At 45.1% G+C, this 26636-nt stretch carries 23 protein-coding genes; 8 read left to right on the top strand and 15 right to left on the bottom strand.

Annotated elements, in window-relative coordinates; all coding sequences use genetic code 11:
* Positions 1 to 37: 37 nt before the first annotated feature.
* The 10 genes from CLV27_RS04165 to CLV27_RS04210 form a co-directional block, all read right to left on the bottom strand.
* A complete protein-coding gene (locus tag CLV27_RS04165; RefSeq protein WP_132526118.1) occupies positions 38 to 748 on the bottom strand; it encodes a LysM peptidoglycan-binding domain-containing protein in 711 nt (236 codons plus the stop codon).
* A 3-nt stretch (positions 749 to 751) separates the two neighbouring features.
* Positions 752 to 1090, bottom strand: a complete 339-nt coding sequence (locus CLV27_RS04170; RefSeq protein WP_132526120.1) for a hypothetical protein — start codon at positions 1088 to 1090, stop codon at positions 752 to 754.
* Between the two features lie 90 nt (positions 1091 to 1180).
* Positions 1181 to 4438, bottom strand: a complete 3258-nt coding sequence (locus tag CLV27_RS04175) for an efflux RND transporter permease subunit (RefSeq protein WP_132526122.1) — start codon at positions 4436 to 4438, stop codon at positions 1181 to 1183.
* Between the two features lie 3 nt (positions 4439 to 4441).
* The gene (locus tag CLV27_RS04180) at positions 4442 to 5617 is read right to left on the bottom strand and encodes an efflux RND transporter periplasmic adaptor subunit (protein WP_132526124.1); all 1176 of its coding nucleotides are present in this window, start codon (positions 5615 to 5617) and stop codon (positions 4442 to 4444) included.
* Positions 5618 to 5739: 122 nt separating this feature from the next.
* Positions 5740 to 6411 carry a glutamine amidotransferase-related protein gene (locus tag CLV27_RS04185; RefSeq protein ID WP_132526126.1) on the bottom strand — a complete coding sequence of 224 codons (672 nt, stop codon included), beginning with the start codon at positions 6409 to 6411 and terminating at the stop codon, positions 5740 to 5742.
* Positions 6408 to 7793 (bottom strand): TldD/PmbA family protein, encoded by a 1386-nt coding sequence (locus CLV27_RS04190; RefSeq protein ID WP_132526128.1) that lies wholly within the window; start codon positions 7791 to 7793, stop codon positions 6408 to 6410. Before CLV27_RS04190 ends, CLV27_RS04185 begins: the two co-directional genes overlap by 4 nt.
* Positions 7794 to 8633 carry an NAD+ synthase gene (locus CLV27_RS04195; RefSeq protein WP_132526130.1) on the bottom strand — a complete coding sequence of 280 codons (840 nt, stop codon included), beginning with the start codon at positions 8631 to 8633 and terminating at the stop codon, positions 7794 to 7796. It lies immediately after the preceding gene.
* Positions 8630 to 9463, bottom strand: coding sequence for a nitrilase-related carbon-nitrogen hydrolase (locus CLV27_RS04200; RefSeq protein WP_132526132.1), 834 nt, complete (start codon positions 9461 to 9463; stop codon positions 8630 to 8632). Before CLV27_RS04200 ends, CLV27_RS04195 begins: the two co-directional genes overlap by 4 nt.
* A 2-nt stretch (positions 9464 to 9465) precedes the next feature.
* Positions 9466 to 10665, bottom strand: a complete 1200-nt coding sequence (locus CLV27_RS04205; protein WP_132526134.1) for a POTRA domain-containing protein — start codon at positions 10663 to 10665, stop codon at positions 9466 to 9468.
* Positions 10662 to 10892, bottom strand: a complete 231-nt coding sequence (locus tag CLV27_RS04210) for a DUF2905 domain-containing protein (RefSeq protein ID WP_132526136.1) — start codon at positions 10890 to 10892, stop codon at positions 10662 to 10664. The genes CLV27_RS04205 and CLV27_RS04210 overlap by 4 nt, the downstream gene beginning before the upstream one ends.
* 107 nt (positions 10893 to 10999) lie before the next feature.
* Here CLV27_RS04210 and CLV27_RS04215 point away from each other — a divergent pair, with 107 nt between their 5' ends.
* The 3 genes from CLV27_RS04215 to CLV27_RS04225 all read left to right on the top strand — a co-directional run bounded on the left by CLV27_RS04215 (position 11000) and on the right by CLV27_RS04225 (position 15387).
* A complete protein-coding gene (locus tag CLV27_RS04215; protein WP_132526138.1) occupies positions 11000 to 12790 on the top strand; it encodes a thiamine pyrophosphate-dependent enzyme in 1791 nt (596 codons plus the stop codon).
* A complete protein-coding gene (locus CLV27_RS04220; protein ID WP_132526140.1) occupies positions 12787 to 13320 on the top strand; it encodes a 2-oxoacid:acceptor oxidoreductase family protein in 534 nt (177 codons plus the stop codon). The genes CLV27_RS04215 and CLV27_RS04220 overlap by 4 nt, the downstream gene beginning before the upstream one ends.
* A 75-nt stretch (positions 13321 to 13395) precedes the next feature.
* A complete protein-coding gene (locus CLV27_RS04225) occupies positions 13396 to 15387 on the top strand; it encodes a pentapeptide repeat-containing protein (protein WP_132526142.1) in 1992 nt (663 codons plus the stop codon).
* Between the two features lie 34 nt (positions 15388 to 15421).
* Here the strand turns inward: CLV27_RS04225 and CLV27_RS04230 are convergent, their stop codons facing one another.
* Genes CLV27_RS04230 through CLV27_RS04240 form a run of 3 tightly spaced genes read right to left on the bottom strand, consistent with a single transcriptional unit; the run spans position 15422 to position 18770 of the window.
* Complete coding sequence (locus CLV27_RS04230; RefSeq protein WP_132526144.1) at positions 15422 to 17005, bottom strand: L-lactate permease; 1584 nt, start codon at positions 17003 to 17005, stop codon at positions 15422 to 15424.
* Between the two features lie 11 nt (positions 17006 to 17016).
* Positions 17017 to 17457: an ACT domain-containing protein gene (locus tag CLV27_RS04235; protein ID WP_132526146.1), complete on the bottom strand. Its 441-nt coding sequence runs from the start codon at positions 17455 to 17457 to the stop codon at positions 17017 to 17019.
* Between the two features lie 11 nt (positions 17458 to 17468).
* Positions 17469 to 18770, bottom strand: coding sequence for a phenylacetate--CoA ligase family protein (locus tag CLV27_RS04240; protein ID WP_132526148.1), 1302 nt, complete (start codon positions 18768 to 18770; stop codon positions 17469 to 17471).
* Between the two features lie 87 nt (positions 18771 to 18857).
* On the opposite strand from CLV27_RS04240, the gene CLV27_RS04245 reads away from it, so the two are divergent.
* The 5 genes from CLV27_RS04245 to hisG are packed head-to-tail and all read left to right on the top strand — an operon-like array spanning position 18858 to position 24341.
* The gene (locus CLV27_RS04245) at positions 18858 to 20120 is read left to right on the top strand and encodes a phenylacetate--CoA ligase family protein (protein ID WP_132526150.1); all 1263 of its coding nucleotides are present in this window, start codon (positions 18858 to 18860) and stop codon (positions 20118 to 20120) included.
* Between the two features lie 14 nt (positions 20121 to 20134).
* Entirely contained in the window at positions 20135 to 21508 is a 1374-nt protein-coding gene (locus CLV27_RS04250; protein WP_132526152.1) for a DcaP family trimeric outer membrane transporter, read from the top strand.
* A 51-nt stretch (positions 21509 to 21559) separates the two neighbouring features.
* Entirely contained in the window at positions 21560 to 22405 is an 846-nt protein-coding gene (prmC, locus tag CLV27_RS04255; protein ID WP_132526154.1) for a peptide chain release factor N(5)-glutamine methyltransferase, read from the top strand.
* Positions 22406 to 22420: 15 nt separating this feature from the next.
* On the top strand, positions 22421 to 23689 hold the full coding sequence (gene murA, locus CLV27_RS04260; protein ID WP_132526156.1) for a UDP-N-acetylglucosamine 1-carboxyvinyltransferase: 1269 nt from the start codon (positions 22421 to 22423) through the stop codon (positions 23687 to 23689).
* Between the two features lie 10 nt (positions 23690 to 23699).
* Complete coding sequence (gene hisG / locus CLV27_RS04265) at positions 23700 to 24341, top strand: ATP phosphoribosyltransferase (RefSeq protein WP_132526158.1); 642 nt, start codon at positions 23700 to 23702, stop codon at positions 24339 to 24341.
* Here the strand turns inward: hisG and purU are convergent.
* Positions 24338 to 25192, bottom strand: coding sequence for a formyltetrahydrofolate deformylase (gene purU, locus CLV27_RS04270; RefSeq protein ID WP_132526160.1), 855 nt, complete (start codon positions 25190 to 25192; stop codon positions 24338 to 24340). The genes hisG and purU overlap by 4 nt on opposite strands.
* 2 nt (positions 25193 to 25194) lie before the next feature.
* Positions 25195 to 26636: glutamine--fructose-6-phosphate transaminase (isomerizing) (glmS, locus tag CLV27_RS04275; protein ID WP_132526162.1), on the bottom strand; the 1442-nt coding region annotated here is incomplete at its 5' end.

The following is a 26636-nucleotide window of genomic DNA, read 5'->3' on the forward strand; positions in this document are numbered from 1 at the left end:
AGAATCGTCCGGACGGCACTAAAAGGAAAAACTCATTCTATTTCTTACACTTCTTGCAGAGGAAGTAATCTGTAGCGGTTGTTGGTATCTCCTCAGCCTTTACGGGCCCTACTTTCTTAGGCTTTACTCCGGGAGGTGGTGGGGTCCTAAGAGCTTCCTTGCGGGCTTTTATTATATCTTCGCAAGTGATATCTCTCGGTATTTTGAGCTTCTGCTTGGGAAAGATAAGGTGGGGATTCTTAATCTTGTCCCTGTTTGCTTTGTAAATTAAAGGCCACTGCCATGGGTCTCCGTAGATGTAATCTTTTGAAGCTATTCCCCATAGAGTGTCCCCTTTCTTGACTACGTAACTCTTTGGAAGGGATTGCCACTTTTCAAGGAGCTCCTTGCACCTGTCCACCTTTTGACGGGCGATTTCTTCAAGCCTTTGTAACCGCTTTAAGAGGTTTTCTCTTTCTTCTAACTCTCTCCTTAGTTTGTCAACTTCAGAAGATACAACCCCAAAGCGTTCCTTTAGCTCTTCTTCTTTTGCTCTCAGGAGGGCAAGCTCTTTTCTACACTTTTCAAGCTTTGCAAGAAGTTCCTTATGTTCCTCTTTTGCCTTCTTGTAGGCCTTAAAGAGGGCTTCTGGGTAGAATGCAAAGTCTGGAGCATATAGGATGTAGTTTTCTGTGGCGTTAGCTTGGTTTGTGCCTGTAGCAATTCCGCTTATAAGTGCTATTGATAAAGCTGCTAATATTTTTTTCATCTTTTACCTCCCAAGCTTCTCTTCAAGTTCGCGAATTTTCATTAGGAGCTCCCACTTTGAAGGGTAAGATTCAAGCTTATTAGTCAACTGAGCTCTTTCTCTTTCAAGGTTGGCAAGCTGAGATTCTAAGGAGGAAATTTCTTTTCTTATAGCTTCTTTCTCTTTCATGCATTTATTTAACGCGCTTTTAAGGGCCTCATTCTCCTTTTTGAGTTTCTGATACCGGGCTGGGAGTGTATCGGTTTTTGATTCAGCTTCCGGTTTTATATCGCAAACGCCGGCATAAGCGGAGGCAGATAGGAGCATTCCTGAGGAAATTAGAATAGCAGACAGTTTTTTCATGCTTCCTCCCGTTTTAATCTAAGTTACCTGCTGCAGTTCATTATATCACAAAGAGATGAAAAGCCCCCAGCAAAGGCAGGGGGCTTTGGTTTAGTTTTGCTGTTCGTTCCACCGCTTTTTCTCAATCATGTAGTAGATAACCGGAATTACTACAAGGGTTAGCGTTGTTGAGGCAAAGACGCCAAAGAGGAGGGAAATTGCAAGTCCTTGGAATATCGGGTCAAGGAGGATAACCGCTGCGCCGACCATTGCTGCAGCTGCTGTGAGGACTATTGGTCTAAACCTAACTGCACCGGCCTCTATGATGGACTCTTTTAACGGAGCTCCCTCTTTTTTCTTCATCAGGATAAAGTCAACCAAGATAATGGAGTTCCTAACAACTATACCTGCGAGAGCTATAAACCCTATCATTGATGTAGCTGTAAAGTAGGTTGTCTTTCCAAGGAGCTTTGTCATTATCCAGTGGCCGGGGACAATTCCTATCATGGTTAGCGGAATTGGAACCATGATTATCATCGGAATTACGAAGGACTGGAACTGACCAACGATAAGGAGGTAAATAAGGATTAGGGCAACTGCAAAGGCAGCTCCCATATCCCTGAAGGTCTCATACGTAATCTGCCACTCTCCGTCCCACTTCATCATTGGCTTAAAGTCGTCTTTTGGCATGGACGGTGGAATGAAGGTGTAGTCTATCTTGTAGCCTTCGGGGAGCGGATTCTCTGAAAGGTACTTGTTAATTGCCAGTATCGGGTAGATTGGAGCTTCGTATTTTCCTGCCACGTCTCCAATTACGTAGGAAACGGGGTGGAGGTTCTTGTGGTAGATAGTTTTATCCGCTGGAACTTTAACTATCTCTACGAGCTCCCTTAAAGGAATGAGTTTACCCTGCCTGTTCATTACAGAGAGGCTGAGGATGTCCTCAATTTTTTCCCTTTGCTCCCTTGGAAGCCTCACGAATATCTTGACTGGGTCTGAGTCAAGGTCTGTATGGGCAACGCTAACTGGAGCTCCTTGAAGGGCAATGCTGATAGTCTTGGTAATCTGTTCCTCTGTTACGCCGGACTCCCTTGCTTTACGCCTGTTTATTTTCACCTCGTACTTGTAGTAGTCGGCGTCAACGAGGGTGTCAACGTCAACTACACCTTCCGTCTTCCTGAATACTTCGGCAATCTGCAGGGCTATCCTTCTCCTAACCTCATCGTCTTTTCCGTAGATTTCTGCGACAAGGGTTGAGAGAACCGGAGGACCCGGAGGAACTTCAACGATTTTAATGTTAGCTTCAGGGTTGACTGCTTTAGCTACCTCTTGAATCTTAGGCCTTTCTTCTTTTGCAATGTCGTGGGACTGACGCTTCCTCTCGTGCTTATCTATGAGGTTAACCCTTATATCTGCAACGTTTCCGCCTTGCCTTAGGTAGTAGTGTCTTACAAGTCCGTTAAAGTCAAAGGGAGATGCCGTTCCTATATAGGCTTCGTAGTCTGTAACCTCTGGGATGCTAGAGAGGTACTCTGTAATAGCTTTTACTACCCTTGCAGTTTCTTCAAGTGAAGTACCTTCAGGCATATCTACGACTACTTGGAACTCGCTCTTGTTGTCAAAGGGGAGGAGCTTAACGATAACTGTCTTTGTGTAGAACATTGAAACGGCTCCTACCATCATGAGGAGGACGGCAGAGAGGAAAGCCCACCTCTTCCAAGCGGACTCAAGGAGGGGCCTTACAATTTTGTTGTAAGCCCTGTAGGTGAAGCTCTTCTTTAGGTCAAACTTTTCCTCTTCTTCTTCAGCCTCTTTCTTTAGGAGGTAGTAAGCAGCCCAAGGGGAAATTACGAATGCGACTATGAGGGAGAAGAACATTGCAATTGAGGCGTTAACTGGAATTGGCCTCATGTAGGGACCCATGAGGCCGCTGACGAATGCCATCGGCAGGAGGGCAGCTATAACGGTAAAGGTCGCGAGGATTGTCGGGTTACCAACCTCTGCTACGGCGTATATAGCCGCCTGAAGTGGGGGCCTCTCTTTTAGCTTGAGGTGCCTATGGATATTCTCAACTACTACGATTGCATCGTCAACAAGGAGACCTAAGGTGAATATTAGGGCAAAGAGGGTAACGCGGTTGAGGGTGTAGCCTGTTAAGAGGTCAATAAAGAGAGTTAGTGCTAAGGTTGTCGGAATTGCGATGGATACAACGAAGGCCTCTTTTACTCCAAGGGTTAAGCCTATGAATATAACAACTGCGAAAATAGCCACTCCTAAGTGGAACATTAGCTCGTCAAACTTGTCCTGAGCGGTTTTACCGTAGTTCCTCGTAACGGTAACGTGGACGTCTTTTGGAAGTATTTTGGGCTTTATTTCTTCAAGCTTTTTAAGTATTTCCTTGGCAACTACAACAGCGTTTGTTCCTTTCTTCTTAGCAATTGCTATTGTAACTGCCGGGAACTGGTTGCCGTGCTTTTCTATAAATTCCCTGCTTACTCCTTTTTTCTCGGCGTTTGGACCAAAACCTATGAAGACGTAGTTCTCAGGGTCAATTGGGGCATCTGTAACGGTCGCAACGTCCTTTAGGTAAACAGGTTTGCCCCTGTAAACGGCAACGACGACGTTTTTAAGGTCGTCTATCGTTTTTATGAACTCTCCCGCTTCAACGGGGAATTCAGTGTTATCTTCAACAACCTTTCCGGCTGGGAGTTTCTGGTTAGCAGACCTTATGGCCTGAACTACCTGAAGGAGGGAGAGATGGTAGCTCTTGAGCTTGTTCTTGTCTATTAAAACCTTATACCTCTTAGTATCGCCGCCGATTATCCACGTCTTTGAAACGTCTTCTACCTGCTTGAGCTGTAAGCAGAGCTCCTTTGCTATCTGCCTTAGCTCGTAGGGAGTCCTCTTTTCGCTCCAGAGAGTTAAGGCGACTATCGGAACGTCGTTTATGTCCATCGGTTTAACGAGAGGTTGGAGAGCTCCCGGCGGGAGCTTGTCCATGTTTGACATTAGCTTGTTGTAGAGTTTTACAAGGGAGTCCTCCATGTCCTCGCCGACTTTAAACCTTGCAACTATCAGCGCCATTCCCGGCTTGGACACGGAGTAAACGTAGTCCATTCCCTTTATTTCCCAAATCAGCTTTTCAAACTCCGTCGTAACTTTCCTTTCAACCTCTTTTGCAGAAGCTCCCGGATAAGGAATGAAGATATCAACCATAGGGACGACTATCTGGGGTTCCTCTTCCTTGGGAGTGAGGACGATAGCAGCAAGTCCTATGAGTATTGATGCCAGCAAGAAGAGAGGCGTAAGCTTAGAGGTTATGAACTTTTTGGTTATGTTTCCCGCTATTCCAAGCTGAACGTTTTTCATTTCTTACCCCTCTACCTTTGCTCCGTCGCAGAGTTTACTTACGCCGGAAACAGCTATTGTCTCTCCTTCGTGAAGTCCCGAAATAACGGTGACCCTATCCCCTTTCCTCTTTCCTGTCTTTATGAGCCTTAGGTGGGCAGTGCCGTTCTCTATAACAAAGACGTACTCAAGGGAGCCTACTCTGTAAACTGCAGAGGCAGGGATTGATATCTCTTTTCTTGAGGATATAGGAAATTCAATAACTGCGTAAGTTCCGGGTATTACATTTGGAGCTTCGGGGAGAGTAACTTTTACTCCGAACTTGTGGGAAACGGGGTCGGAGCTCCTGTCAACCTCCGATACCGTTCCTACAAGCTTTAGTCCTTTTACTTTTACAGTTACTTTGTCACCTACGTGGATTTTACCCGCATAAGTGTTATCTATAAAAGCTCTAACCTTTAGAGGGTATGTCCCTATTTTAAATACAGGAGTCTGGGGTGAGACCAGATTGCCGCTGTCAACGAGCTTCTGGAGGACAACACCGTCAACCGGTGACTTTAGGTAGGTGTAGGAGAGGTAGGCGCTTGCTTTTTTAAGGTCCGCCTCTATCTGTTCTTTCTTTGCAAGGAGTGCCTTTTCCCTTTCTTTAAGCTGGGCCTCTTTGGCCTTTACGGCTTCAAGGTTTGCCTTTGCAGCCTCATACTGGGTTTTAACTTCATCAAACTTCTGCTTTGAAACGGCATCGGCCTTTAAGAGCTCTTCAAACCTTCTGTAAGTTTTCTCGGCTAAGAGTAGATTTGCCTCGGCAGCTCTCCTGTGAGCTCTAACTTCTTCCATAGCTTGGGAAATCTCTTTAAGGGCGGCCTCTATCTCTTTAATACCGGCTTTTGCCTTTTCAACGTCCGGCCTTATATCGCTGCTGTCAATAACGGCGAGAACCTCTCCCTTCTTTACTTTCTTTCCGGGAGTAGCTTTTACTTCTATGAGATAACCTACGACCTTGGGGGAGATAAATATTTCTTGGTCGGGAATTACAGTTCCGGAGAACGTTTCCTTTTCTTCTACGGTGGTTGACTGAACGGTTGCCGTTTTAACTCCCGTTACAGTTTTCACTTTGAGCGGTTCAAGCGATGACTCTTCGCTACCGCAGGAAGAAACGGCCAAAAGGAGTGCAGCGGCAATGAGTAGCCTTCTCGCCATTTGATACCTCTCTTCTTAAAGTTTGCTGTCGGAATAATTATCTTATTAGAATCAAGCATAATGTCAAGTATTGTAAGTTACGATTGAAGCTATTAAGCCGCTGCACCCTTAAGAAGAATTTCCTAAAGTTTTAGGAAGTAGTTAACGAAGACATCGCAGTAGAGTTCTAACCTCTTCCACTTTTCCTCAGTTCCCCTGACGATGCCTGTGTCTATCCCCTCCTCCTTGAGTTCTTCTCTATAGGCCTCTATCCACTTTTCCACGTCTTCCTGAGTAACTTCCAAGTGGAACTGGAGGCCAACAACTTGGTTTCCTATCCTAAAGGCTTGATTCCTGTACTTTACGGAGGAGGCCATTCTTACAGCACCTTCTGGAAGGTCAAAGGTATCCCCATGCCAGTGGAAGACCTCAATCTCGCTCTGGTATATCACTTCAAGCTGGTCCTGAGGGTAGATAAAGTCCCAGCCTATTTCTTTCCCCCACTTGCCCTTGTAGACCTTTGCACCGAAAGCGCTCGCTATGAGCTGGGCTCCCAAACACACTCCAAGAACCTTCTTTCCTGAGCTGTAGAACTTCTTTATGAGCTCTTTCTCGTAGGAGAGGAAGGGGTACTTGTCCTCTTCGTAAACTCCCATTGGGCCGCCTAAAATAAGGAGTATGTCAAAGTCCTCCTCTCTGGCCTCTTCCCCATTAAAGGCGTTAATTTCTGTTATCTCAACTCCCCTCCTCTCAAAGCTCTTTTTAAAGTTTCCAAGTCCTTCTATTTCAATGTTTTTTATGGCTAAGAGTTTCATTTCGTTCCTCCCACCGTAATTTCTGGAATTCTAATCGTGGGGAGTCCATCAGAAACCGGAACGCCTTGTCCATCTTTTCCGCACGTTCCAATGGAGAATCCTAAGTCGTTACCGACAGCGTCTATCTGACGGAGAACCTCAGGACCGTTACCTATCAGCGAAACACCCCTTATGGGCTCTGTAACTTCGCCGTTTTCAATGAGGTAGCCCTCTGACACTTCAAAGATAAAGTCCCCGTTTACCGTATTTACTTGACCGCCTCCCATTTTTACGACGAGTATGCCTTTTTTTGTGTCCCTTATTATTTCTTCTGGGTCGGTGTCTCCCGGGGCTATGTAGGTGTTTGTCATCCTCGGGATTGGAACGTGCATGTAGGACTGTCTCCTTCCGTTCCCGGTTGAGAACTCGCCGCTCTTCATAGCCTCAGTGAGGTCGTACATGAAGCTTTTAAGAACACCGTTTTCTATGAGGACATTTTTGCGGGTAGGAGTTCCCTCATCGTCGTAGCCGGAGCTCCCGTACATTCCAGCCATACTACCATCATCAATAACCGTGATGAGCTCAGAGGCCACTTTTTCACCGATTTTTCCTGAGTATACTGATAGTCCCTGATTTGCAAGGTCTGCTTCAAGGCCGTGGCCAACGGCCTCGTGTATCATCGTTCCGCCGGCCTTTGAGGAAATTACAACGGTAAACTTCCCGGCCGGTGCTGGCTTTGCGGAGAGCATCCTTAGAGCTCTCTCCGCCGCCTGTTTAGCTATCTCCTCTGGTGGGTACTTTTCAAATATTGAGTAGTCTCCAAGGTGACCAACTGGCTCATAGCCCGTCTGGAGGACGTTCCCGTCTGAGGCTACAACGAGGGTATAGAAAACAATTCTTGGCCTTACATCTTCAACAATATCGCCGTTTGTATTAACGATTGTTACTTCTTGAAGTTGGTCTCTTAAGACAACAGTTACCTGTTTAATCCTGTCGCCGTGGGAACGGGCAACGTCGTTGGCGCGAAGGAGCAGGTCAATTTTCTTCTCCACAGGAACTTCAAAGTCCATCCCGCTAACTAAGTTGCTGTAGCGAGGCTCTCTCGTGTTAAAGTCAAGGACAACCTCTTTTTCGGCGTCAGCGGCAGCTGCTAAGCTCTCTATAACTCTTCTGATAGATTCCTCTGAAAGCTCGTTTGTGAACCCGTAGTAGGTTTTGAAGTTCTTAATGTAGCGAATGCCAACTCCAGCTTCTAAGCCAGAGGAGATGTTTTCAATCCTGTTGTCCTCACACTTGGCGGTAAAAGTGAACCTCTTCTCAAAGAAAAGGTCTCCGTAGTCTGCGCCTTTTTTCTTGAGCTCTTTAGCTCCGAAGATTCCAAGCTCTTTAAAGTCCAGAAGCATTTACAGCCCCCAGTCTCTAAGGTAGAGGAAGTCTTTATCTACCGTTCTCTGGGCAATTTTACAGATTATTGGAAGTCTCCTCTTATACTGGGAGGTTCTTACCATTTTTAAAACTTTGTCCACAACCTTTTCCTCGTAGCCTAAGGCTACTATCTCTTCTTTCCTGAGGCGGAGCTCCACGTAAGCCACCAAAATCTCGTCAAGGAGACGGTAGGAAAGTCCTATTTCCCCTTCATCCGTCTGTCCCGGCCAGAGGTCTGCTGACGGCTTTTTCTTAACAATTCTTTCCGGGACTCCAACGTAAGCGGCCATTTCCCAAACTTGAGTTTTATAGAGGTCTCCTAAGGGGTTGATATCGTGAGCGCCGTCGCCCCAGCGAGTTGAGTAGCCAATGAGGAGCTCGCTCTTGTTGCTTGTTCCAAGGACTAAAGCTCCCTTCCAGTGGGCAAAGTCGTAGAGGATGCTCATCCTCTCCCTTGCCATCTTATTGCCGCGCCTGATGTTGTCTGCGTCGGGGAAGTTGCTGTAGTAGGCATCTACCTGAGAGGTAATGTCTATCTCGTGGAACTCAATACCAAGGGTCTTTGCAACGAGCCTTGCGTCCTCAACTGACTCCTTTGCGCTGGTTCTATAGGGCATGGAAATGCCGATAACGTTTTCCTTGCCGAGGGCTAAAACGCCTAAGAATGCAGATAGAGCTGAATCTACGCCTCCGGAGATGCCTATAACTGCCTTTTTAAAGCCGGCCTTGTGAAACTCCTGCCTTATGAACTGGACAAGGACCTTTTTGATGAACTCTTTGTCTTTTATTGAAAGGAGCTCTGCAATTTTCTCCCTCATCCGAGTATTCTCCTGAGGTTGTTCATGACCATTTCTGGCTTTTCATCCCTTAAAAGTGGAAGGTTTATCCTCGCAGAGCGAATTAAAGACTCCTTGATTTCAACGGTGATGAGTTCCTCCTCAAAAGGAGACCCTTCTGCAACGATGTTACCGTAAGGGTCTGCAACGAAGGATTTTCCAGAGAAGACAAAACCGTCTTCTGTCCCGACCCTGTTAACAAAGAAAAAGTAACTGCCCGTCATTCGGGAGTAGAACTCCCCCATGTTCATCCAGACTTCAGCGTTACCGAACATTCCCTCTTCCCTGTACCCTCTACCGGGGCTGGCAGATAGTGCAAAGATGTGTTTTGCTCCCTGAATAAAGGCTAAATAAACCGTTGAAAAGTGCCAGAGGTCCTCACATATGAGTATGCACCCCTTTCCAACTGGTGAGGAGAAAGTTTCAACCTTGTTCCCTGCTCCTGTAAACCTTGCTTCGTCAAACATTCCGTAGGTTGGAAGGTAAACTTTCCTGTGAACGTGAACTATTTTGCCGTCCTTCATGTAGAAGGCAGAGTTAAAGAAGAGGTTCTCTTCTGTTTCCTCAATAAGTCCAACGATTATTCCTATTTCCCTACTGAGCTCTAAAAGGGGAATTAACCTCTCGTCTTCACGGGTCATTGCCACTTCAAAGGTTAAATCCTGTAGGGTGTATCCTGTAAGGCTAAGTTCTGGGAAGATGCAGAGGGAGGATTTTTCCCTTATCGCCTCTTTTACAAAGGCTACCGTTTTCTCAATATTTGCCTCTACGTCTCCAAGCTTTGGGTAAACCTGTGCAACCGAAACCCTCATTCCTACCACCTAAAGTCAAATCTAAAGTTTGTTTGGGTATCACTTCCCTTTCCTATACCCTTAGAAAATTTGAGACTAATAATACCATCAGCGAGTTTGGCCCAAAAGGCCGTAAGTTCAAAACCGGGAGCAATTAAGAGGTCATCCGGCCTACTTTTAAAGGCGTCGCCGACGGTTAAATTCGGCCGTAGAAAGACGCTCTTACCTACTATGGCCTTCTTTAAAGAGAAGTTCCACCTAAGGAAACGTTTGTTTATAGTTTTCTCGCTTTTGTAACCCGGTATGCCGGAGTTTACGAAAAATCCTTCCGAATACCCTACCTTTGTCCCTGCGGAGAAACTGCAGGAGTATGTGTCAACGTAATTTACGTGAATGTTGTTTTCCCAGTGGAAGAATAGTGCTCCCGTAAAGACGGAAGAGGTTGTCGGTTCTGCAACTTCTCCGTATATGTAGGCTCTACTTCCCTTTATGTAGTAGACCATATCGCTTGTCCTATCAAAGACTAATCCGAAAGTTAAGTAGTAGAACCTTCTGTCAGAAACGAACTCTGAGTAGTGGCTGAATGTAGGCCTGATTCCGACGATTATTTGCTTGACTTTCTCAGGGTCCAAGTAGGAAGTTAGGGATATGGGAATGCTAACCATTCTGAGGTTATACTTACCGAGCACTTTGTTGTCTTCTACGTATTCTATGTCCTCACCCTTAGCCCAAGAGATGCCGGCGTTTAAGTCTATGTCGTTTTCTATGATTCTGTAGAGTTTTGTGTAGATGAAGGCATTTTTCCAGTGATTATCAGTTCCGAACCAGCGGGTATACCCTACGTAGAGCCTGTGTCCCATTCCAAATAGGTTGTAATCTCTTACCTCCATTCCGGCCTTGTAGGTTCCGTCAGCCTTTAACCTCACACGCGGAATTGGGACAATCGGAAACCTCTCCTTAAAGCGGAGCTTTATTACTACTTTCCCGTCAACTTCCTTTATCTCAGGCACAACTTTGTAAAAGAGGTGGGTGTTGAGGAGGTTCCTTATTGATTTCTTTAACTTCTCCTTAGAAAACTCCTCACCTTCGTGTATTAGGAGCTCCTTTCTAACGAGAGCTTTTTTGGTCCATTTAAGGCCTACTATTTCAATTTTTGAAACTGTTTTACCGTATCCACTGAGGGGAAAGAGAACTGCAAGGAGGAAAATGATGAGCTTCTTCATTGTTTCCTCATCAGAAGGAAAAGGAGGAAGGAGAACAGTGAAAACGCTAAGCTTATGAGAAGGCTTGTCCCCAAGGGAAAGTAGAAAGCGAAATTATCCTTCTTTATGTAAATGTCTCCCGGTAGTTTTCCTATTGGAATGTTCCACTTTGAGACAGCCATTATGACAACGCCCGTGATGACGAGAAAAACACCCGTGTAGATAAGAACCTTTCCTACTTCTTCCATCTTTCCTTCTCTTGTGATAGACCTTTTAATCAAAGATATAGCAAACGAGAAGCTAAAGCAATGTTAAAATACGCTGAAGGTAGAAATAATCGTTTGACGGGGTGAAAATGAAAAAGACCCTTCTCGGTAACGAGGCAATTGCTTGGGGACTGCTTTATGCAGGTGTTGATTTTATGGCTGCCTATCCCGGAACGCCAAGTTCTGAAATCCTTGAGACCTACCAGAAGCTCATAAAGCAAATGAACCTACCTGCCTATGCTGAGTGGTCTACAAATGAAAAGGTTGCCTATGAGGTAGCTTACGCCGCAGCTATTACTGGAAAGAGGGCTGCCTGCGGAATGAAGATGGTTGGGCTTAACGTCGCTTCAGATGCCATGATGAGCAGCGCCTACATCGGTAACAGGGGAGGATTCCTCATAATATCTGCCGACGACCCCGGCTTTTACAGCTCTCAAACGGAGCAGGATTCCCGTTATTTTGCTAAGTTTGCAAGAATTCCAGCTCTTGACCCTTCAAGTCCTCAGGACGCTTTCAGGTTGGCAGTTGTCGGCGTAAATCTCTCTGAGAAGTTTGAGATACCTGTGTTACTTAGACCCGTCCTGAGGGTCTGCCACGGAAGGCAGATTGTTGAGATTCCAGATTTTGAGTTTAAAGCCAAAAAAGGAAGTTTTGAGAGGGATATAGAAAGGTGGGCTGCTGTCCCGAGGAATCCCCGTCTGAAGCAGGGATACGAACTTTTAAGGAAGCTGAGAGAAATTTCAGAGTTTAACTATGAAGAGTTTTTAAAACCTCAGATTGAGAAGTTAAAGGGAGAAGAGCTCCTCATAGTTGCCTCTGGCACTCCTTATGCCTACGTCCTTGAGGTCTTAGAGGACACCGGATTGAAGGCAGACGTTCTGAAGGTTGATATGCCAACTCCCCTTCCCGTTGACAGGTTGAAAGAGGTGATTTCCTCTTACTCTACTGTAGTTGTTTTTGAGGAGACCTATCCCCTCATTGAGGAGCAGATAAAGCACCTTGGAAACGTTAAAGGAAAGTTAACTGGAGACGTTTTTGAGATAGATGAAGCAACCCATGAGAGGGTAGCAGAAAGCCTTCAAAAGCTCGGTTATCTTAAAAAGAACGTTTACGTTGGCAAGAAATACGATAAGGAGCTCCCACCGAGAGCTCCCTCTCTCTGTCCCGGTTGCCCCCACAGGACTGTCTTCTACGCCATGAAAAGGGTCTTTGGTAACAAGGCTATTTATCCTTCTGACATTGGTTGTTATACACTTGGGCTAAATCAGAAAGCCGTTGATACTGTTCTCTGTATGGGAGCTTCTGTTGGCCTTGCCTGTGGATTTTCAAAGTCTGACACTGAAAAGCCAATCGTTGCAACGGTGGGCGATTCAACCTTCCTCCACGCTGGAATTCCCCCTCTGATAGATGCGGTTGCTAACAAGCACCGCTTTATCCTCGTCATAATGGATAACAGCACCGTCGCAATGACGGGACTTCAGCCAACACCTGAAAGGATAGGAAACGTCAGTATCCCAAAGATTGTTGAAGGTTGTGGAGTTAAGCCGTTAATACTTAACTACGACGGCACAATAAAGTCCACCCTTGAGTTTTTTAGGAAAGTCAAGGAAACTTACGAAAAGGCAAACGGTCCTGTTGTAGCAGTGGTTAACGAGTTCTGCACCTTTGACAAGGAGAGGGTTAAACTCCCCGGTAAATTTGCCAAGGTTGACCAAGATAAATGTACCGGCTGTGGTCACTGCATAAGGGAGTTTGGATGTCCCGCCTTTAGGTGGAACGAGGAAGGAAAGGTGGAGGTTGACCCGTACTTCTGCGTAGGTTGTGGTGTTTGCCTTTCAGACCTCTGTCCATTTGACGCTTTCGTGGAGGATAAGAGATGAGATACCAAATTGTTCTAACAGGAGTTGGCGGACAGGGAACAATTTTCTTAGTAAAACTCCTTGCCCAGTGTGCTCTAAATAAGGGGATTGATTTTATAGGGACGGAAACTCACGGTATGGCTCAAAAAGGTGGAACGGTTATCTCTTACCTGAAGATAGGGAACTTTAGAGCTCCACTTGTAGGGGAGGGGCAGGCCGATTTACTCTTAGGTCTATATCCGACTGAGACCCTAAGGTTTCTTAGCTACCTTAAACCTAACGGTTACATCGTTACAAACATAGAAGACGCTTTCCCTAAGATAGAAGGCTTTAAACTTTTTACCGTTAATGCTTCAGAGCTGGCGGTAAAGGGGGAAATAAACCCAAAATCCTTAAACGTCTTTATTCTTGGTTATGCCTTAAAAGTTGTTGAGGGCTTTCCTTTCTCAAAAGAGGAGCTTGAAAAAGCAATCGTTGAACTGAATCCGAAGTTCGCAGATGCCAACATAGATGCTTTAAATAAGGGGTATAGTGTAGCTTCAAGACTTTGACTTTGTAAGGTTGACTGCTAATAACTGAATACTGAGGATTTCCGGAATTTAGGGATGGGGTGGAGGGTAGTCTACTTGGACGGGGAAGAAGGGAGAGAGTTTAGAGAGTGTAAAGTTTGTCGTAAGTTAAAGAGAAATGTAATAGAGCCTGTTGCTGTTTTTCTAAAGGATGGCCAGAATTTGGAAGATTTGACAGAAGAAGAACTGAGGAAGTTTGATACCTGCATTTTCCATTGTGAGAAAGAGAATGAGGTGTGGATGGAAAATGTAGAGGAGTATAAAGAATGGAAGAAAAAAAGAGATGAAACATTAAGGAAGGGTAAAGATTTTAAGGAAAAAATAGAAATAAAATGGAATGAAAATTTAGTTGATGAGTTCTGGAGGAGGGTAAGGGCGTATAGGTTTGCTGTTGATTTTGTATGGGAGAGCTTGTTGGGATGTGAAGGGGTAGAGTTTACTGTGGAAGATTTGGAAAAGGAAAGGAAGTTGGTTCGCTTTAATTTGAATAATCTTCTCAAGAGTCATGGTTTATGTTCCTATGATTATGATTTTAGATATTTTATATTTCCTAAGTTCTATATTCCTGAAGTTTCTAAGGACTTGAAAATAAGTAGGGAAAAACCTCATTTATATTTTTCAAGGCGTTCCTTTAATTTTTGGTATGAAGGAGAACCTTTGCTATTTAGTAAGAGCTCAAAGTTTTTTGGTGCAATTTTTCTGGATAAGGCTGAATTTAAGAGAGTAAATTTCCAAGAAGAAGCTGTTTTTGAGAAGATTGTTTTTCAAAATGAGGTTGACTTCTCTAGGAGTGTTTTTAAGGATTTAACTGAATTTATTGAGATAGTTTTTAAGGGTAAAGCTCTTTTTATTAGGACATTATTTAATAGTGAAGTTGAATTTAGAGATATAAAATTTCAAGATGTTGTTAGCTTTTGGGATGTAACTTTTGAACGTGGTGTCGTTTTTTGGAGATTGAGTTTAACGGAGGCATATGTAAAGGCTGAGGGCTTAGCATTGATGTTTGATGACATTCGTCTGTCAAAGGATAGCTATGTGGAGATAAGGGATTCGCGGATAGCCAAGTTAGTGTTGAAGAATGTGAATAACTCAAGCGATAACTTTTGTTTTTTTAACATAAAGTTAGTGAAGACAGATAGAGAAAATTGTGAACAAGGAGAATTAATAGAACCAAGTATAGAAATAGAGAATTCAAGATTAAAGGGTATGGAACTTATAAACTGTAACTTTTCTGAGGCGAAACAAATAAAGATAGAAGACAGTTCTTTAACAAAGGTGGAGTTTATAAATGTTAACTGGGGAAAAATTTCTGAGAAAAGAATATGTCGTGAATTGTTTGAAAAATCACCTGAAAAGGCAAGGGACGTTTATAGGCAGTTGAAGCTGGCGCTAGATAATCAGAAAGACTATATAAACGCTAATGAGTTTTATTCTCTTGAAATGAAAGCCTATGAAAGAGCTCTACGAAAGAAATTGTTGCCTTTACAGAAGAAGCTTGTTTTTTCAATTCATAAGTTTGCCTCTGACTTTGGCCAGAGCTGGTTAAAACCTCTGCTTCTGATAATACTGCTGACCACTGGAGAAATGGGAGCTAAACTTGCTCCTAGTTCCTTTTTCAGTGAATTTCTTTACTTCTTAAAGTCATACATTTTCATTGCTTTGTTTTTATCACCTTTGTTAGTGATATCCGAAGAATGGAGAAATTTTTCTACTTTAGAATGGAAAAAACTTTCTACTTTCAAAGAGCTGTTTTCAATGCTTTTAACTTGGCTCTTATATATCTGCTTATGGGAGATAAGTATAATCTTTGCTTTATCAGGCTTTATAGTTTTCAACAAGTTTTTACCTTGTTTTTCTTTTAATCCAGAAAGTTGGCAACTTTCCCTCAAAGTGTTTTTAGAGGAGTTTGCACAGACGCTAAACATCTTCAACTTTTTCAAAAGCAGTCAAGTGCCAAGCGAAAAATTCTTACACACTCTCTACTCTATAGCAGTTACTTTTCTTACTTACCAGATGATTGTTGCAATCAGAAGGCAGGTTAGAAGGTAGACAAAATAAAAAAGGTGGGCAGGAAGCCCACCTTCTACTTGCTTAGGGTAACGATTATCTGGAGCATGATTCCAACGAAGAGCGTTAGGGCAAGAACGGGAAGGATGAGGGTTTTAAGGAGCTGGCTTTCGTCTTTTCCTTTAAGTCCAACAAGGGCAGCGGCGTTTGTAATCTTTGAGGGGGTTATGGCGCTGGCGATTCCGCCTGCTACGGCGTGAGCTCCGTAAACGGCCATGAAGGCAGAAGCTCCAATTGTTGAGGCTACTGCACCGTACTGAATCTTGGCAAAGAGAACGTTAGAAGCAGTCTCACTTCCGCCGACAAACGCTCCAAGGAGTCCCAAGAAGGGAGCAATTAGGGGGTATAGGCTTCCGAAAAGGTTTGCGAGAGTCTTTCCTATAATGATGTCCATATTCATTGAAGCAAAGTTTGCTCCGGGCGTTAGCTTTCCATTAACGATTTCCATCCCAGACCAAGCCATTATAAAGGCAACTGCGAAGAAGAGGGAGTAAGCTATAAATGGTCCCCAGACCCTTTTTACCCACGTGTTAAACGCCCTTTTAAGCTCTTCACCTGTAGGTTTCAGTATTGGGAGAGAGACAACTACCGCCACGAGAATCCAGAAGTAAACGTGGGCAAAGATGTTTAGGTCTATTTTCTTTCCACCGACTATGTGAATAACCTCTGCATTGCCGGGAAGCCCTGCCAAAAACTTCTTAACAGGTGGATAGTTCGTTATGAGTGAGAAGATAAACAGGAGAATCCACGGAGAAGCTGCTCTTAGAAAGCTACCGTCTAACTTTACCTTTTCTTCGCCGTTCTTCTTGTACATGAAGTAGGAGACGAGCATCGTCGTAAAGCCTGCGAGGATACCGATTACTTCAACGGGAACAATTTTTGTAAACGAGAGAAGTAAGGCAGTTATGGATAGGACGAGCCCTGCAACGGTTGCTCCGAGCCAGTGTTTCCTTATTGCTTCCCACTTCCCAACGAAGTAGAGCATCATAAAGGCAAAGCCTACGGAAACGACCGGCAGGAAGATGGTTATGTTCTGCGTAAAGGACCAGATAAACTGGTCTGCGTTCTCAACTCCGGGAGGTCTGATGCCGAAAGGTCCCCACGCTACCCGTGCAGGGAGCGTAATAGGAATGGATAACAGCGCAAAGGAGGTAAGGGGGTCGTAACAGAGGATAGAGATAGCTACCGCTGCAAGTGGCGTAAATCCAAGGGCAACAAATACAGGCGGGAAAAGGGCAGGCGTTACAACTCCGAGGGAGGTTGCCAGAGAACCAAATCCCATTCCGATGAAAAGGGTCTGTTGGATTTTGTCTTTTGTGATGGAGCGAACGGTTTTGACGATTTCTTGGAGAGCTCCGGCCTCTTTCATTATGAATATCATCAGCATCGTAAAGGCAACGGCGAACGTAATCGCAAAGGCCTTAACTATCCCGTAAACGCTTGCGCCGATTACGACGCTTAAGGGAGTCTTAAAGTAGAGCCACGCTGTAATGGCGGCGAAAATCCAGCCCACTACCGACATAAAGACTCCTGAGCGGGAGAAGAGGAGCATTCCAACAAGGACAACAAGTATCGGCAGGATTGCCATTAAAAAGTCCATCCCTATCCCCCCTACTCGTAGAATTTGGCGGCCTCTATTAGCTTGTGCCCGCTTTCCTCAAGGAGCTTTAGGGCTTTTGAAAAGTCCTCGTTCTTTACCTTGAAGAAGAGAATTGCCGTGTGTGATGCACCTGCATAGGCGTAGGTGTACTCAACGTCTATGCCGTTCTCGGCGAGGATTTTAATAACACTGTAAAAGCCTCCCGGCTTATCCTCTACTTCAACTGCAAAGACATCTGTTTCGTTTGCAGCAAATCCTTTGGAGATTAGGACGGCCTTGGCCTTTTCTGGATTGTTTACTACGAGCCTTAAAATTCCGAACTCGGAAGAATCTGCGAGAAAGAGAGCTCTTATGTTTATTCCAGCTTCGGCAAGCACCTTTGCTACATCTGCAAGCCTTCCCCTCCTGTTTTCTAAGAAAACAGATAGTTGTTTCACTGCGTATTTAGTCATTTTTCTCCCCCCTAAGAGCTTAGTTCTCTCCTGTCAACGATTCTTTTCGCTTTGCCCATACTCCTTTCAAGGGTCTTTGGTTCAACCAGCTTCACTTTAGCGTTTATGTAGAGGTGGTTAAGAAGCTCCTCCTCCAGCTTCTTCTGGAGTCTCTCTAAGGTGCCTACTCCGTCGGTGAGCATTTTCTCGTCAACCTCAACCCATACCTCCAGCTTGTCAAGGACGCCCTTCTTATCAACGACAATCACGTAGTTTGGAGTAACGCCTTCAACCTTCGTAATGACGTGCTCAACTTGGGACGGAAAGACGTTAACGCCGTTAACAATTAACATGTCATCCGCCCTTCCCTTGATGCTCTCAATCCATACTATTGTCCTTCCGCACTTGCACGGCTCTCTGTGAATTACTGTGATGTCTTTCGTTCTGTAGCGAATCATGGGGAGTGCCTGTTTGGTGAGCGTCGTAATAACGAGCTCTCCCTCTTCACCGTCGGGTAGGACTTCTCCCGTTTCTGGGTCTATAACCTCTGGAATGAAGTGGTCCTCAAAGACGTGGAGAGAGCCGTACTCACAGCTTGCTGCAACGCCGGGACCGATAATCTCAGAGAGTCCGTAGGCCTCAACGTACTGGATTCCCCAGCTCTCTGCCACGGCCTTCCTTAAGCCCGGAGATGCTGGTTCTGCTCCAAAGAATCCCGCCCTTAACTTGAAGTCCTTCTTAAGGTCGTAACCTTCTTCTTTTGCAACCTCCGCCAAGTGAAGGGCAAAGGAGGGAGTACAGCAGAGGATTGTTGCTCCAAAGTCCTTCATGAGCATCAGCTGTCTCTTTGTAAACCCACCGCTTGCAGGGACAACGGCAGCTCCAAGGGCTTCTGCCCCGTAGTGGAATCCTAAGCCTCCCGTGAAAAGCCCGTAACCGTAAGCGTTGTGGACAATGTCCTTTTCACTAACGTCGGCCATTAGGAGAGTTCTGGCCATAACTTCTGTCCAGACGGCCATATCGTGGCGGGTGTAGCCTACAACGGTTGGCTTTCCGGTAGTTCCTGAGGAGGAGTGTATCCTTACTACCCTGTCCATCGGGACGGCAAAGAGGCCAAAGGGATAGTGGTTCCTTAAGTCCTGCTTGGTCGTAAAGGGCAGTTTTTTGAGGTCCTCAAGGGAGCGAATGTCTGAAGGCTTTACGCCTGCCTCGTCAAACTTTTTCCTGTAAAAGGGGACTAAGTGGTATGCCCTTTCTACTGTTTCTTGGAGTCTTTTTAGCTGGAGAGCTCTGAGTTCTTCTTTTGGCATAAAGTCCTTTTCTTTCAGAGACATGCCCCGACCTCCTCGCTGTTGTAGAGATTATTGTATAAAATACCAAAATGTTACTTTAAGAACAGTGTAAATCTGTGAGGGGTAAAGATGTTTCAGAGGAGGCTGGAAACGCTTGACCGGGAGGTTCTTGAGAGAATTCAGCTTGAAAGGCTAAAGAAGACGCTGGGGAGGATAAAAGAAAAAAACAAGAAGTACTGGGAAAAGCTTGGCAAAGTGGAGCCGGAGGACATTAAAAGCCTTGACGACTTGAAGAGCCTGCCTTTCCTGACAAAGGAAGAACTTAGGGAGAACTATCCTTTCGGCCTTGCCTGCGGGGAGCAGTGGGAGTTTGTAAGGTTTCACATGTCCTCTGGAACGACGGGAACTCCTGTGGTGAATCCCTATACCCCTTCTGACGTGGAGCAGTGGGGAGAGATAATGGCAAGGTGTCTTTCCGCTGCCGGCTTGACCTATAAGGATGTTCTCCAGATTACGCCATCTTTTGGCCTTTTCAACGGAGGTTTTGGATTCCACTACGGGGCGGAAAAAATCGGCTGTTTCGTCGTCCCGATTGGTCCGGGAAGAACCCTTTTACAGCTCAAGTTTATGAAGGACTTTAAGACGACGGCAATTGCCGCGATAGCCTCTTACCCCCTTCGCCTCATTGAGGTCGCTAAAGAAGAAGGCTTTGACTTTAATGAAACGGAGCTGAGGGTAGGTATTTTTGGCGCTGAGGTCTGGAGCGACGAGATGCGTCGCTACATAGAAAGAGAGATGGGAATAGAGACCTTTGACATAATCGGAATGACTGAAACTGGAGGCGTTGGCTTAGGAATAGACTGTAAAGCTCACTGCGGTATCCACGTTTGGGAAGACCATTACATAGTTGAAATTATTGATCCTGAAACCGGAAAGAGAGTGCCGGATGGAGAGGAAGGGGAGCTTGTGGTTACAACTCTTACCCGGGAAGGCCTCCCACTCATCAGATACAGAACGAGGGATATAACAAGAATCCTTTCCCGTGAAAGGTGCGACTGCGGTAGAACCCACTTACGCCTTGATAGGATAAAGGGAAGAACCGACGATATGCTCAAAGTTAAAGGGGTCTGTTTCTATCCCCGCCAGATAGAAGAAGTGATAATGAAGTATCCAGAGATCCTGCCAAACTACCAGATAATCATCGGAAAAGTTGAAGGTAAAGACGTCGTTGAAGTTGTGATTGAGTCCAGCAGACAGGACGAATACCTTAGGGAGCGTATAGAAGAGGAAATTTACAGTCTCTTAGGACTTCACGTGAATGTAACGCTCAAGAAAAAGGGAGAAATTCCAAGGAGCGAAGGAAAGGCTGTGAGGGTAAAAAAGTTCTCATAGAGAGGGAGGTTGGAATGAGGAGAGCTCTGCTACTCGGAACGGCTTTTATCCTTTCATCTTCTCTTCCGGCACTTGCCGTAACGGACTACGAGGTTGAACAGCTCCGTCAGATGATTGAACAGATGAGGATCGAGCTCCAGCAGGTAAAGGAGGAAAACAGGAGACTGAAGGAAGAGATTAGACTCCTAAAAGGTGGAGCTACGGCGAAGGGAGCTCCTTCCTTCAAGAGTAAGTCCGGGAAGTCCGTTGACTTTTACGGCTTCTTCAAGATTGACGCTGCCTACTCCGATTCAAAAGCTGTAGGAAAGGACTACATCCTCTTCGTCCTTCCAGAAACTTCTTCCTCCAACGATGACGACTTCAACCTTAACTTCAAGCACAGTAGGTTTGGATTCCTGATAAAGACGGAAGAAGGTGACTACAAGATAGTTGGAAACCTTGAATTTGACTTCTACGGAGACCTTTCCGGTAGCAACGACCCCAACAAAGAGGGCATAAGGGTAAGAAAAGCTTGGGTTCAGTTCGGAAAAGAAGACTGGAACATTAGGGCTGGTATGGACTGGATGCTCCTTACTCAGCTCTATCCGCACCTTTCAAACTTCCCTTCTGGAGCTCTGATGGGTAACATCGGTTACCGCATTCCACAAATTAGGTTTACAAAGCTCTTCAAGACGGAGTCCGGTAAGTTCACAACCCAAGTTGCCCTTGACAAGGTCTGGGGTGATCCTTGGAACGATCCTCTTAAACCTTACATAGACACCGGTTCTGACTCGGGTACTCCGGACGTTCAGGGAAGGTTCGTTTACGACTTTGACCTTGAGGGAGTAAAGCTTCACCTTGGAGTTATAGGCCACTACGGAAAGATGCAGATTGACCTTGCCGGAGGGGACAAGTACCTTGACACCTACTCCTACGGTTTTGAGGGAGCTATTTCACCTGCCGGCTGGCTGACGATTTCGGGAAAAATATGGGCTGGAAGGAACTTGGCCGGCTGGTACACGGGAGGAATCGGTCAGGGTGTTCTCTACGTAGACTCTCAGGGGCTTTATACAAAACTTGCCGACGTGAAGGACGACAAGCCGACCGATGCAAGAGAGATAGATGCTAAAGGAGGGTGGATAGAGGTTACCCTCAAGCCAACTTCTCAGTGGCTCTTCCACGTCGGTTACGGTGTTGACGACCCGGACAACGACGACTTTAAGTACGGTAGCGATGTCTATAAAAAGGCAAGGACAAAGAACACAATGTACTACGCAAACGGCCTTTACAAGCTTACTCCATCCCTTGGCTTTATGATGGAGTACCTGAGGGTTAAGACCGACTACGACTTCATAAGTGCTGATGGTACAGTCAACCGCTTCCAAGGAAGCGTCCTTTACTTCTTCTAACCGCTTCTTTTCCCTCCCCTTTTTGGGGAGGGTTTCATATAATTCCAATCTATGAAATGGACTGTTGGAACGCTTGTTAAAAGAGCTACGGAAATTTTAAAAGAAAGAGGTATTAAAACCGCCCGCCTTGATGCAGAGCTCCTTTTAGCCCACTCCTTGGGATTCAGCGATAGAGTAAAGCTCTATACGGAGTTTGATAGGCCTTTAACTGAAGAGGAAGTTGAAAGTTACAGGAAGCTAATTGTCAGGAGAGCTAAAGGAGAGCCTGTTGCCTACATAACGGGGAAGAAGGAGTTTTACGGTTTTACCTTTAGGGTAGAGAGGGGAGTATTAATACCAAGGCCTGAGACGGAGCTCTTAGTAGATGTCGTCCTTGATTACCTTGAAGGTAAGGAAGGGAAAATAATTGTTGATGTTGGAACTGGAAGCGGCTGCATAATTATTACCCTCTGTAAGCTCCTGAAAAATAAACACCGTTACATAGGAACGGATATTTCCTCAATAGCCATAAAAGTTGCCGAGAAAAACCGTAGAATTCACGGCTGTCGTGAGGTTGAATTCATTAAGACAGACCTTCTTAAAGGTGTAGAACCTCCGGTTGACGTTGTTGTTTCAAATCCTCCTTACGTGCCAATAGGAGATAGGCGACTTGAGGAGAGCGTTAGGAAGTTTGAGCCTGCCGTTGCTCTCTTTGGCGGGAAAGACGGCCTTGAGGTCATTAGAAAGTTAATTCCTCAGGCCTACGAAAAACTCAAAAGTGGTGGTTTAATAGCCCTTGAGGTCGGAAAGGGACAGGCGGAGGCTGTAAAAGAACTGCTTGAAGCCTCTGGCTTTAGGGACGTCAAATTCCATAGGGATCTTTCTGGGAAAGAAAGGGTAGTGTCAGCACTAAAATAGTTTAACGGGGAGAAAATGGAAAAGTTTGTAATAAAAGGTGGTAAGGAGCTAAGGGGAAAAGTAAAAGTTTCTGGGTCAAAGAATGCATCACTACCAATTATCTTTGCCTCTATCCTTTCTGGAGAGCTCCACCTTAAAAACGTTCCCGATCTAAGGGACGTAGATACAAGCTGTAAACTGCTAACTCAAATGGGATTTAACGTAAGAAAGGAACGCTCAGAGGTTCTTGTTACGGCGGAAAACTCCATAAAAACAGAAGCTCCCTACGAACTTGTAAGGACGATGAGAGCATCTATCCTATGCCTTGGCCCTCTCCTTGCAAAATACAGAAAAGCAAAGGTTTCTCTTCCCGGAGGGTGTGCAATAGGCGTTCGTCCTGTGAACCTTCACCTTAAAGCCCTCTCCAAAATGGGGGCGGATATAAAAGTGGACCACGGCTACATTACCGCTGAAGTTAAGGGAAGATTAAAGGGAGCAGAGATAACCTTTGACTTCCCTACCGTTGGAGGAACGGAGAATACCTTAATGGCTGCAGTTCTCGCTAAGGGGAAAACGGTTATAAAAAATGCGGCGAAAGAGCCGGAAATTGTTGACCTTGCGAGAGCTCTAAAAACCGCCGGTGCAGAGATAGAAGGAGAGGGTACGGACGTTATTGAGGTAAACGGAGTTGACGAGATAGGGAAGATAGAGTATTCGGTAATGCCCGACAGAATAGAGGCCGGAACCTTCTTGGCAGCGGTTGCCCTTGCCGGCGGTGAAGTTGAAATAGAGGACTTTCCCTTTGACCTTCTCACCGCCGTAATAGAAAAGTTTGAGGAGGCTGGACTTAAAGTAGAGAGACTCTCAGGTAAAAAGGTTCGCGTAGTAAAAAAAGAGAGGCTCAAGGGGACGAACATCGTTACACAGCCTTACCCCGGCTTTCCAACAGATATGCAGGCTCAGTTCATGGCGGCTATGTGTCTTGCAGATGGAATTTCTGTTATAAAAGAGACCATATTTGAAAACCGTTTTATGCACGTTTTAGAGCTCCAGAGGCTCGGAGCAGACCTTACAATTGACGGAAACACCGTTGTAGTTAAGGGAGTTGAAAAACTCGTTGGAGCTAAGGTAACCGCAACCGACCTTAGAGCAAGTGCCTCCCTTGTTATAGCAGGTCTTGCCGCTGAAAACACAACTGAGGTTTATAGAATTTACCACCTTGATAGAGGATACGAAAAACTTGAGGTAAAACTCAGAAACCTTGGAGCTGAAATCTGGAGAGAGAAGAGCGAACTTCCCTACTAAAGGAGATGAAATGAGGTACGACACTATAACCCTTGCACTACCGAAAGGAAGGCTTCTAAAGGATGCAGTGAACTTCCTGATAAAAGCCGGCATTGATGCTTCAGAGGTTTTAACTGAGACCCGTAAACTCGTTTTTGTCAAAGACAACTTCCGCTTTATACTGGTTAAACCTATGGACGTTCCAACTTACGTTTACTACGGAACGGCCGATATCGGCATTGCCGGGAAGGACGTTATAGAGGAGAAAGGTTACGACCTTTACGAGCCCCTTAACTTAGGCTTTGGTGAGTGTAGGCTTTCAGTTGCTGAACCTGTAGACATAAAGGAGCCCTACGATATAGAAAAGCTCTCCTTCATAAGGGTGGCTACGAAGTATCCCAAAATTACAGATAGATACTTTAGGAGCAAAGGGATACATCCTGAAATAATCACTCTCTACGGCTCTGTGGAGCTTGCTCCCTTAGTTGGGCTTGCAGATAGAATCGTTGACCTTGTTCAGACAGGAACAACTTTAAGGGAGAACGGGCTAAGGGAAGTTGACGTGATACTTTACTCAACTGCAAGGTTAATAGTTAACAGGGCTAGCCTCAAAACTAAGTATCATATAATCAAGCCAATAATAGATAAGATGAAAAGGGCCCTGTCAGATTAATCAAAGATTACAGTTTTATTGTCGTAGACCAATATCTTGTTCTCAAGGTGCCACCTGACGGCCCTCGCAAGGACTATTTTTTCAAGGTCCCTTCCCTTCCTTATCATATCCTCTAAGGTATCCCTGTGGCTTACCCTTACTACGTCCTGCTCAATTATTGGGCCTTGGTCAAGTTCTTCCGTTACGTAGTGACTTGTTGCTCCGATTATCTTTACTCCCCTTTCGTAAGCTCTGTGGTAAGGTTTGGCCCCTACAAATGCGGGAAGGAAGGAGTGATGGATGTTTATTATTCTGTTCCTGAACTGGTTTACAAAGTTATCGCTGAGTATCTGCATGTAGCGGGCAAGAATTATGAGGTCAATTTTCTCTTTTTTTAGGAGCTCTATCTCCTTTTCCTCCACTTCTAACTTGGTTTCTTTCGTTTTAGGAAAGTGGTAGAAGGGAACACCGTAGGTTTCAACGAGCTCTTTTAAATCGGGGTGGTTACTTATTACGAGCTTGAGGTTTCCTTTGAGTTCTCCAGCTTTGAACCTGTAGAGAAGGTCGTGTAAACAGTGGTCGTACTTGGAAACGAATATTGCAACGTTTTGAACCTTAGAGCTAAAGTGAAGCTGATAGTTCATCGCAAACTCTTTGGCTATAGGCTCAAAGCTTCCTGCTATTTTCTCCTTGGGTATTTTGAAAGAAGACAGGTCCCACTCAATTCTCATAAAGAAGATTTCCTTCTGAAAGTCAATGTGCTGGTCGGCGTGGAGAATATTGCCGCCGTTTTCGGCTATAAAACCTGTAACTTTTGCGAGGATTCCTTTCCTATCGGGACAGGATATGAGAAGGATTGCCGTTTCCCTCATCTTTACTCCACCGTTACGCTCTTTGCTAAGTTTCTTGGCTGGTCAACATCGTAACCCAAGAAATCGGCTACGTAGTAGGCAAGAAGCTGCAATGGGACAATGTTTACAACAGGAGAGAGAAACTCGTTAACTTCTGGAACTTCTATAAAGGCGTCTGCCTTTTCTTGGACTTCTCTACATGTGAAGTTTGTAACGGCTATAACTTTCCCCTTCCTTGCTTTTACCTCTTCCATATTTGAGAGCATCTTCTCGTAAACCCTTCCTTTCGTTGCAACGACAACGACGGGCATAGTTTCATCTATCAGAGCTATAGGACCGTGTTTCATCTCTCCAGCCGGATACCCTTCTGCGTGGATGTAGGATATCTCTTTGAGTTTTAGAGCTCCCTCAAGGGCTATCGGGTAGTTCACATGCCTTCCTATGTAGAGGGCGTTTGTTGCCTTGTGGAAACTGTCTGCTATTTCCTTGACCTTTCCAGATTCTCTTTCGTCGTTTAAGAAAGTTTCCACTTTTGAAGGTAGCTCCATGAGTTCATGAAGGAGTCCCTCTACTTTTTCTTCCTTTAAGGTGTTTCTATTTCTTGCAAGCCACAGAGAGAGCATAAAGAGAGTTACTACCTGAGTTGTAAAAGCCTTTGTAGAGGCCACGCTAATTTCGGGGCCGGCGTAGGTGTAGAGGGTTTCATGGGCTTCCCTCGTTACGGTGGAGCCTATAACGTTACAGATGGCAAGGACTTTAGCACCTTTACTTTTAGCGAACCTTACAGCCGCTAATGTATCTGCAGTTTCTCCGGACTGGGTTATGGCAATAAAGAGGGTTTTCTCGTTTACGACGGGATTTCTGTACCTATACTCAGAAGCCAAGTCAACTTCGGTAGGTATAAGGGAGAAATTTTCAAGGTAGAACTTACCTATGAGACCTGCGTGGTAAGAAGTACCGCAAGCTACGATTTGGACTCTATCAAACTCTTTTGGAGAGATACCTTCAAGAGGGACTTTTCCGCTGAACCAAGAAAGGTTGCCGCTTATAGTGTCTGCTATTGCTCTGGGTTGCTCGTAAATTTCTTTGAGCATAAAGTGCTTGTAGCCGGCTTTTTCAGCCTGAGCTAAGGACCAAGGGATTGTGCGGATTTCTTTTTTCTTTTCGTTTCCGTTAATGTCAAAGACCTTAAAGGAGTCTTTTTCAACGATAGCTACCTCGTAGTCGTCTAAGAAGACGGCTTTATTTGTATAGGAGAGGAAAGCGGGAATATCAGATGCTACGAAGTTTTCGTTGTTTCCGACGCCTATGATGAGAGGGCTATCCTTCCTTGCGACGAAGATTTTTTCGGGCTCGTAGGTAGTAATGGTTGCAACTGCGTAGGAGCCTTTGAGTTTTTTGATAGCTTTTATAAAGGCGTCAAAGAAAGAAGAGCTCTCCTTTAGTTCTTCCTCTATCAGGTGAG

The organism is Phorcysia thermohydrogeniphila (genome assembly GCF_004339575.1).
Taxonomy (GTDB): Bacteria; Aquificota; Aquificia; order Desulfurobacteriales; family Desulfurobacteriaceae; genus Phorcysia; species Phorcysia thermohydrogeniphila.